Source organism: Shewanella surugensis (assembly GCF_023284005.1).
GTDB lineage: Bacteria > Pseudomonadota > Gammaproteobacteria > Enterobacterales > Shewanellaceae > Shewanella > Shewanella surugensis.
The window spans coordinates 21,404-29,251 of the sequence record NZ_JAKIKS010000068.1 but is presented as its reverse complement, the minus strand read 5'-3'; the positions used below and the strand labels follow the sequence as shown (position 1 = coordinate 29,251).

Annotated in this window: 6 protein-coding genes; all 6 read right to left on the bottom strand. The window is 38.3% G+C overall.

Going from position 1 to position 7,848, the window contains the following annotated elements; all coding sequences use genetic code 11:
* Window positions 1-224: 224 nt before the first annotated feature.
* The 6 genes from L2764_RS16235 to L2764_RS16210 all read right to left on the bottom strand — a co-directional run bounded on the left by L2764_RS16235 (window position 225) and on the right by L2764_RS16210 (window position 7,848).
* Window positions 225-605 (bottom strand): transposase DNA-binding-containing protein, encoded by a 381-nt coding sequence (locus tag L2764_RS16235; RefSeq protein WP_248941311.1) that lies wholly within the window; start codon window positions 603-605, stop codon window positions 225-227.
* Between the two features lie 417 nt (window positions 606-1,022).
* Window positions 1,023-1,697 (bottom strand): DUF3540 domain-containing protein, encoded by a 675-nt coding sequence (locus tag L2764_RS16230; protein ID WP_248941310.1) that lies wholly within the window; start codon window positions 1,695-1,697, stop codon window positions 1,023-1,025.
* On the bottom strand, window positions 1,694-2,755 hold the full coding sequence (locus L2764_RS16225; protein WP_248941309.1) for a pentapeptide repeat-containing protein: 1,062 nt from the start codon (window positions 2,753-2,755) through the stop codon (window positions 1,694-1,696). The genes L2764_RS16230 and L2764_RS16225 overlap by 4 nt, the downstream gene beginning before the upstream one ends.
* Window positions 2,748-6,431: a DUF2169 family type VI secretion system accessory protein gene (locus L2764_RS16220; RefSeq protein ID WP_248941308.1), complete on the bottom strand. Its 3,684-nt coding sequence runs from the start codon at window positions 6,429-6,431 to the stop codon at window positions 2,748-2,750. The genes L2764_RS16225 and L2764_RS16220 overlap by 8 nt, the downstream gene beginning before the upstream one ends.
* A gap of 45 nt (window positions 6,432-6,476) precedes the next feature.
* On the bottom strand, window positions 6,477-7,172 hold the full coding sequence (locus L2764_RS16215; protein WP_248941307.1) for a hypothetical protein: 696 nt from the start codon (window positions 7,170-7,172) through the stop codon (window positions 6,477-6,479).
* A gap of 25 nt (window positions 7,173-7,197) precedes the next feature.
* Window positions 7,198-7,848 carry a hypothetical protein gene (locus L2764_RS16210; RefSeq protein ID WP_248941306.1) on the bottom strand — a complete coding sequence of 217 codons (651 nt, stop codon included), beginning with the start codon at window positions 7,846-7,848 and terminating at the stop codon, window positions 7,198-7,200.

Genomic DNA, 7,848 nt, shown 5'->3' with positions numbered 1-7,848 from the left:
AGTTCAGTTTCAATGGCTTGAGCTAATAACGCTTGTGCCCCTTTTTTTAATAGCTCTTCTAACGGATTGACTGGTGTCTCAATAGAAATAACATTATCATTTTTAGTCATTACGATGTTCCTTTTGTTAATTGTTGATCGGCCAAGATCAATTAACAGGTTACATCGCAATGCTTTATCCTCATACACCAGAAACGACTATAGCTCTCTGAGTTGTAAAGCTGTCTAATAGAAGTGTTGAATGAACCCACGTGATTTATCTGTAATGGTACCGAGTTTGCCCAGTTTTTCTGCTACTTGATGCTTGTAACTCAATGCCATGGTGTCATCTATGGCTAATATCTCTGCATAGGGCTGGGCAAGCTCTGCAGTATGATGAAAACCAGACGCTCTAATCATTTCTGGAGAAATATTGTCGTTACGTATCAATCGATAAGCGCCTTCAACTTTAGCCTCATTACCTCGACATGATAAAGCGATAGACTTACCATTACAACGGGCCATATCTGCAGCGACTTCTATTACACAGTCTGTGCGACGCGAGTCACCAAAGGAACCGTTTTTAAAGTGATTGTATGACCATTGCTCTGCGTTGAAAATAGACATTCTTAATCTGCAGGTTGATTGAGTTATCTGCTTTGATCATCGATTATTAATAAAGTTCATTGTGCTTCAGATTTGTGTAGAAGAGTCAGCATAACCCCTCCCTCACTGATTAGCTTATCCATTATCAGATTAACAAATAATCATTCATACCCATTTTAAATATCATAGTTACTGACAAGAGGTATACAAAAAAGCGGCTAATAAACAAACATTAATGAAGAGTTGTGTTTCGAAAATAAATGTAAATTCAATTAAAGTTAGATTTAATAATGTATTAAAATAAATGCAGAAAGGAGATGCAAAAATAGCAATCGAACTTATTAAACATAAAACACACATCCATGTACATTAAAGCCCCAAACAGAACACATTAAAAACAATAACATTTAATTACGCATCGTGTTTCATCTGTTATTATTAACCAAGATGAATTTTTTCAGCCTCTAATACCATGTTATCTTTACCGTAGGTCATGCTATTGTCAGCATGGACCTCTATATTCCCATCAACATGATGATAGGCACTTTCACTCTGTTTTTCATCATGATCTCTAATCGTTCGAAAGCTTTTTTGTAAAACCTGCTTTAATGATTGCACCACAGATTCAGCTTTACCGCAGACATTCAAATGCAATGATCTTATTGATAATTGTGTCCGCTCTGTGGTTGCTAGCGCAAGATCACTTTTAAATTTAATGCGTTGTGAATACACATACATGTCTTTATTAGACATAGACACACTCTCATGCGCATCAGAGACAATATCTTTCCCTTTAAAATGTAAGTCCCCTTTCGCCATTAACAGTAAATCTCCGTAATGCTTCAATATCTGTATAGATGGATCCTGTTGAATTAACACTGAGGTGATCCATCCTTGATGTTGTTCATCAAAATAAACCATACAAATATCTTGCTCCGCAGGCTCGAGCAAGCAACCACTGGCTAATGTCACTGCATAAGTCCGTTCATTAATCATCACTTCGTAATCGCGAGACTTTACGCCATTAATCTCTTCTATGACTTGAACGATAATGCCTTTTAAGGTGATATTGTCATGAACACTCATCGGGGCGTGCTTCGATAAAACACTCATACTATTTTCCTTATCCGCCATAATTCAGCTTCTGCAAGTTCGGCATTTGTGCCCGTGATCCCTAATCGATTGGCATCGAACCAATTGATATTATCCATTGTCGTTAAATGAAATTTTGAGGACAACACATTGGCCTGATAGAAAGAAGCCCCTGTTAGATCAGCATGAGAAAAATCGACGTATTGGGCATTAACATTGTCAAAATTAGACTCTCTGGCTTCCGCTCCCACCCAAGTTGATTGAGACAGTTCAGCCTTTGACAGCTTGGCTTTATTCACAATCGCCCCCTCAAAATTACAACCCAACAATATCGATCGACTCAAATCGGCCTCACTGAGATCAGCCCCTTTAAAGACACTATAGAGGGCTTGAACGCCCACTAAACAGGCTTTTTCCAACTGACTATCAATGAAATAGCAGCTCTCAATTCGGCAATGACTAAGATCGATATTTTGAAGTTCACAAGCGTTTAATTGAACCGCATAAAAGTTAATAGCATTGAAAGTGTTGCCCTTTAATACGGTGTTGGATAATGACGATTTTTCCATTACCGCATGATCAAAATGACTGTCTGATATCGTAATATCATTAGCAACAAACTTATGAAATTGTGTTTTAATAAAGCTCACATCCACGAGTGTCGACTTCATTTTAACCAACATGGTTAATGTCGCGCCATCAAAACTAACCCCTTTGTAATTCAATTCTTTATAAGTACAGAGGTTTTGCTGAGACGTTGAAAAATTCACGTTGTCTAATTCACATTCAGTGAAAGCCACTTGCTCTAAAACCGTTGCAATCAATGTTACTTGGCTAAACTGACACTGACTAAATTCAACCATAATAAGCGATGCTTCATTAAACGTAACATGAGAAAATTGACAATTAACAAATCGAATTCGGTTAAGTTTGTCGTGAGAGAAATCCACGTTGCTAAATTGGCAATCAGTAAAAAATAACTGCTGCACACTCATAGCAGATAAATCCTCTTCATTAAAACTTTCATTTTCAAAGGAAAAATGACTTTCTAATGCATCAGTAAATTCAACCTTATTCATTAATATAATCCTCCTTATTAGCAAGTAATGTCCCCTTAAAGTTACAGCCTTTGATCAAATTGTTACCTAATGTCACTTTATAAAGATCGGCATTATATAAATTAAGGTATTTCAACTGGGAAGACGTTAAGGTAGAACGCATAAAATTGGCTTGCATGGCATTACTACCATTAAAGTTAACCAAAGAAAAATCACTTCTCATGCATTGTGCTCGTTTTAAATTGACGGCTTCAAAGTTCGCTTCTTTAGCTAAGGTTTGATTAAAGCAACTTGACTCCAAATTACTCTCACTTAAATCAGCTTGAAATAATTCAGATTCGGAAAAATTTGCTTTCATTAAATGGGACCCACTTAAATTAGCATGATTCAATTTTGCTTTAGCAAAACGGGCATTCACCGCATCAATCGAAGATAGATTGGCATTATCCAACTCAGCTTCCCAAAACAACGCTTTGGTTAACGTCGCACCATGCCATTGACTATTAATCGCAGAGGCTTGAAACGCTTTCATTTTGGTGCCATTAATTTTCGCTAGACATGCATCATCAAACACCGCATTTAAGAATATTCCTTTAGATAGGTCACTACCTTGTAAATCACTTCCAACAAAACTTGCTTCAATAGCGGATATTTTATGTAGATACGCATTTTTAAACACAGTGCGATCAAAGTTTGCCCCTGATGCCATAGTATTAAAAAACCGCGATTGAGATAAGTCAGCCTCTTTAAAGCTGGCATCCACTAACATGGCTTTATCAAAACACGCTCCCACCGCCGTCGCAGCATCTAAAATAATCCCATCACCAATGACACCATTAAACTGAGCATTACTGACATCAGTATTGGTTAAATTGGCCTCTGACATAATCGATTTAGAAAAATCAACGTCAGCAAGATCTAAACCTGATAAATCAAGCCCAGATAAGTCTTTCTCTGAAAGGCATACATTATTGTTTTTATACTGAATAACCTCCTCTCTTGTTAAGGGACTCAAAGGTGGAATGTCTTTATCAACAGAGACGTCCGCAGCGGCCATTTTAGCGTCTGACTCTTTAATAAAGTCAGCGAGTTCATCCATACCTGACTGTAATATATTCCCTCCCTGAGTTATTTTATCTAATGTAGCAGGCTCGTGAAGATTGCGCTTACTCACTTCTAGCACATTATTTAAATTGTCAGACGCTTTTTTTATCGTCTCACTAAAAGGTTCCTTACTTGATTGCGGTAAATTCACTTTCACTGTATCTTGTAATTTTTGCTGCATACTTGGGCTCGGAAAACCCTCAATAATGGTTTTTTTACCTTCCATGAATTTTGCTGTAACAGCCTGCGCTATTGTTTGCCCCGGTTTGACTCCCATATTCGATAAGCTGGATTGATATTGATCGTCAACCATTTTCTGAATATTGATATTAGGTAAATATAATTTCGCTTGTTGCTTCGCTTTTTGACTTACTGTCAAGCTGCTAGGGACAATATCACTTTCATTAGGCTTCAAGTAAGGCAAAAACCAATCCACTAAATCAAGCCCCTCTTTATAAGCATCTTGGATCGGTACTTCATCTTTTAAGTGAATCAATTCTGCATAAAGAAAAGCCTGCTTCCATTCATCTAACTCATCGATTCCTTGCATGAAAATAAAAACCTGACTCGCTTTATCTAACGCTTGTTGAGCCTCATCAGATAATGCTTCCTTAGGTGAAGACATTTCTATCACATTGGTATAGGGGCTCAAGTCTTGAGCCAGTAACCAAGCAATGGCTTTGTCTTGACATAAAAGAACAGCTTGACCCACTACTAACTCTGAATACCAGAGCTTAGGCTCACTACCTTCAATTAGTTGACTACAAGAACCTTCAAATAAGTCTACTCTGCTGGTTAATGAAACAAAGTGAGCATCATGATATTCAGGAAGTAGCCAACCTTGAGGAACACACACGGCCTCTATATTTTTCAAGCCCCAGTCTTTCCCCGAAAAAATATACCGTTCATGAATGTAAACCAACATATGTTTTTTGATAGCGATATTTCGAAAGCCAAAACCTTTAAGCTTTGGGCTATAACGTTCCAAGTTAAGCTGAGCTAATGCAATCGTTTGACTCGCCTTATCATGCCAAGGTTTATCACTTAAGTTTGGCTCAAAAGACGTAATAGTCGCTTTGACTTTTTGAACAGCTTCATTATATTGTCGTTTAATCTCAGGGGATTCTGATGTGGGGATCGAGGGCAACGGTATCGATTTCGCTTGCTTAATGACTTGTTGATTTGCATCCTGATAAGATTTTTCTAAATTAATAAAATTTAACTTTGATTGTTTTAGATTAGTAATGCTCTTTTCGATTTCATTAAAAGCCGATTTGGGTACAGGTAAGCCTAATAATTGCGTTTTAAATTTTTCAAGTTTGGCGATATTAGCATCGAGTTTAGTAGGCAACGATTGCAATAACATACTCGGCGTCATACTGGGTGCAGGGATTTTATTGGTTAATTGCGCCTGTTTAAATTTAAAATAACTGGGTAAGTCCAATAGGTTTTTTTTCGCCTGTGCTAACTCTGCCAACATCAATTGCATTTTGTCTTTGGCTTGAGTGATCCCTTCAGGTTCGTACTCTTTGGTGATCTGGTAAGTATCAATATAATGAGCATAATGTTCCAGTGTTTTTGGTTTGCTCCCCACCTCCTCTGTCACTAATAACACATCTGTCACATCCAAAGCTTCCTCATCAATCACAGGCACACTACCACGAAAAATACGAATACCTAATTGATTCTCGGGGAAAAACCACACAGTATCATTGCGTAATAAAACCTCTGTGACTTTATATTCTATGTCCGAATTCACTTTCTCTGCTTCATCATTCGCATATTGATGTACGTTATTGTTAATTTGCTGACGAATAAATGCACGCGGCTGATAATAAGGCAAATTCCCAGTAATCGACTCATGATCAGGATTCAAATTAATGACACTATAGAACTCTCCACCCAAAAAATAATCACTGTGCCACTGATCTTTTGGGGCTTGGTTAAAAAAATGCCAATCGAAATCTGGGGGGAAGTTTGGCCATTGTTCTCGAAACCAAATTTCATCATAAGTGCCCATACACTCTTTTCTAACAGGATGTTCAATCGCCAGAGGAAGAAAAGAAGCGGATTGTTGTTCCGCCTGAGTCAAATCATGAGTTTCACTTCTATTGGCATAAAAGATGGAGGGTAATGAGGCATTTTCAAATATATCATTACATCCTAAGGTATTTTCAGCTACCTGTTCTCCTCCCCAAGTCAGCTCCCACGTCAATGGCATTTGAGTGAAAAACTCAGGCTCTGAAGGAACAAGTTTATCTTTATCCACTATCCAATAACGCTGTCCGTATACATCTAAGGTTTTTTCTTGTTCCGCTAACGACACCGAGACTCTCACGTGTTGACGAGCGGTTTCTCCACTGTAAGCATGGCCTGATACTAACCACTCGGCCTTTAATTTAGGCATCCCGGTATCAAACACTTGCCCCTTTAAACTGTCATTAATCCACTGCCAAAGTTTTTGCTCGCTAATTGTTTGACTGGGATGAATCAAGTCAAATCCCAATATCATGGTTACAGCAAGATGAGGCTGCCCTTTTAAATCAAACGGCACCAATAAAATACCATGATCATTACTTTTAATTATCCGCATCCTGCCTCCAACGGCATTGCAAGGTAAAGTTTCACTTAAGACAAATTATGCAAACGTGGTTAAATTCGCCGCTAGCATGGATATCGTTGTCGTCTTGACTTTATTGGTTAAGACTTCACTCGCTGACGTCACCGCTTTCATCTCAAGACTTTTATTGTTGATATGATTACCACCTGTCACCAGCTCACTGGTAATGGCTTCTAATCGGTTAAGACCTTGCGTATTTTTCGCCACAGCAGAGTCAATTTGATTTTCAGCAATTTTTACTTCATTACTTCTCAACGCCATATTTTGACTCATCAAGATTGCCGTTTCAGTCTCTGTATCGAGTTTACTGACAAAGTCTTCCCATGAAGTGATTATCGCTTCTTGATTTAACGCTTTTAACGCTGTTTCTTGACCTTTTACGGTGCACTTTTGGACATTAATCCCTAAAAAATTGTTACTATAAGACACTTTTTTAACCGAAAAACCAAACTGCCCCCCTACATTAATACCCGTTTTCGCCCCCACCACCACATTCGATTTTATACCAACTGCCGCCCACCAGCTGCCGCCTGAACAAAGCCAACTTACCGAACCTGGGGTAAATTTATAAGCGGTTTTCACACTCATTTTCCAGCCTTTAATGCCGGCAAAATTATTGGTGTTGTTATAACCCGATTGAGAGCCTTCTTTTCCGGGCTGAATACTCGTTGGGCTGCCTTTATCTGGATCGGTACCATCGGTTGCTGTTGGCATCCTATTCTCCTTATTTCATAGTCAATTACAGCATCATAAGATTTGAACACGTAATACTGCCAACATTCGCTGCAGTAATAACGCTACTGGTTTTATCGAGTTGACTTTGCACAATACTCGTTTGATTGATCACACTTCGTGCTTTTTGACTAACTTGTCGCTGCAAACCTGAGATAAATTGATTGGCCGTTGCCGTGGTACTGATGTTAGTCCTCGCCACATTGGCTTTATTCAATACTTGTTGTTGATGGCTGACTATACTTTGCAAACGGTTTCCATTCACATTTGTGATGGCAAAAATATTCGTTACTTTAGCCGAAACCGTCTCCCATTGTTGAAAAATAGCTTTACTGGTTTTAGCTGTAGCCTCTTTTTTATCTGCCACTGCTTCTTGTTTTATTGTCGCCCTCACTTCTAAATAATCATTGGTCGTTCCAAACTTCCACAAGGATAATGATAGCCTTAAAAAAGTATATAAATTCAACGAAGCCGTCACCGATATTCCCGCTTCAGCGCCTAAAGTGCCTGAACTATAAGCCCCTAATGTCACATAGTTTTTTGTTCCATAAGTCACTGAATAGAAATTATTTGTGGTAAATTTAATGCCATTAATGGTTTTCGATTTAACCTGAGCACTATTGGATCCTGTTTCATCTACCCCTTGTGAATATCCCAT

What these genes read in the sequence shown, in the direction of transcription:
- L2764_RS16220 (WP_248941308.1), bottom strand. Translation starts at nt 6,431, where the DNA reads ATGCGGATAATTAAAAGTAATGATCATGGTATTTTATTGGTGCCGTTT.
- L2764_RS16235 (WP_248941311.1), bottom strand. Translation starts at nt 605, where the DNA reads ATGTCTATTTTCAACGCAGAGCAATGGTCATACAATCACTTTAAAAAC.
- L2764_RS16225 (WP_248941309.1), bottom strand. Translation starts at nt 2,755, where the DNA reads ATGAATAAGGTTGAATTTACTGATGCATTAGAAAGTCATTTTTCCTTT.
- L2764_RS16215 (WP_248941307.1), bottom strand. Translation starts at nt 7,172, where the DNA reads ATGCCAACAGCAACCGATGGTACCGATCCAGATAAAGGCAGCCCAACG.
- L2764_RS16230 (WP_248941310.1), bottom strand. Translation starts at nt 1,697, where the DNA reads ATGAGTGTTTTATCGAAGCACGCCCCGATGAGTGTTCATGACAATATC.
- L2764_RS16210 (WP_248941306.1), bottom strand. Translation starts at nt 7,848, where the DNA reads ATGGGATATTCACAAGGGGTAGATGAAACAGGATCCAATAGTGCTCAG.